Source organism: Aeromonas taiwanensis (assembly GCF_000820165.1).
Lineage (GTDB): Bacteria > Pseudomonadota > Gammaproteobacteria > Enterobacterales > Aeromonadaceae > Aeromonas > Aeromonas taiwanensis.
The window spans coordinates 1-1,102 of the sequence record NZ_CDDD01000064.1; the positions used below are offsets into that span (position 1 = coordinate 1).

General features: G+C 69.1%; 1 protein-coding gene. It reads right to left on the minus strand.

Annotated elements, in window-relative coordinates; genetic code table 11:
* Positions 1-95: 95 nt before the first annotated feature.
* Positions 96-1,102 (minus strand): sensor domain-containing diguanylate cyclase (locus BN1136_RS20605; protein WP_197068445.1); only part of this gene is annotated, 1,007 nt, incomplete at its 5' end.

The window sequence follows — 1,102 nt, forward strand, 5'->3', positions numbered from 1 at the left end:
GCGCCGCGCCCCCGCCCTGCTTGCGCTCGTAGAGGCAGTCCTCGCCCCGCTCGAAGGGGTGGGGGGAGCCCCCCGGAGAGCCCGCCCCCCCGCCGCTAAGGGTGATGGCCCCCCCGACCCCGCGCCATTGCAGCGCCCGCCCCCCCCCCAGCAGGGGGGCTCAGGCCGTCCCCCCCCCCCCCCCCCCCCCGGGGCAGCGGGGCCAAAAATTCGCCCCCGCCGATCCGGTAGACCCCCCCTTCCCCCAGGGTTCTCGCCATGATGGTCGCCACCCGAAACAGCACGGCATCCCCCACCCCGTGTCCCCAGCTGTCATTGACGCCCTTGAAGTTGTCCACGTCGAACAGGACCAGCCAGTAGGGGGTGCCCTCCTGCTCCAGCCCGGCCCTGTCCTGCTCGAAGGCCCGCCGGTTCATGATGCCGGTGAGGGGATCGTGGAGCAGGGCATCCAGCCCCTGTTGCAAACTGGTTCTGACCTGGTTTATCTCCCCCAGGCTGCCATGCACGAACCAGGTGCGCTGGCGCCGCTGGATCTCCAGCAAGGCCTCATCCCGGATGAGCCCGCTGAGGGAGCCCTGCACCAGCGCCTGCTCCTGGCGGAAGATCCGCACCAGAAACAGCAGGCTGCACAGCCAGATGCAGAGCAGTGCCAGCGCGGGCAGCACCACCATCAGCAGGGTCTCCTGCAGGTTCTCGTGAAAATGGCCGGGGGGCAGGTAGAGGTTGAGATCCCAGTCCATGTCGGTGAGCCCGTGCCTGAGGTGGCGCCCCTCCCAGAGCACATCCAGCCCGCCGACCTGACGCTCCCGGTCGAAGGCGCTCGGCAGCAGCTGCAGATTGTGCCCCACCACCCGCTGTCCCCCCTTGCGCTCCGTGATGTAGAGGGCGGCCTGATCCCCTCCCAGTGCCCGCCCCAACGCCGCCTGCAGCGTGTTGAACGACATGTCCACCATCAGCAGCCCCAGCAGTTGCCCCTCGTCATCCCTGACCCGCTTGATCAGGGTCAGTACCTGGCTGGCGGAAGCAAACTCATCGTAGGGGCCAAACCAGATGAGGTCGTCACCGCCCCTGGCGATCGCCTGGTACCAGGGGCGATCCGGCG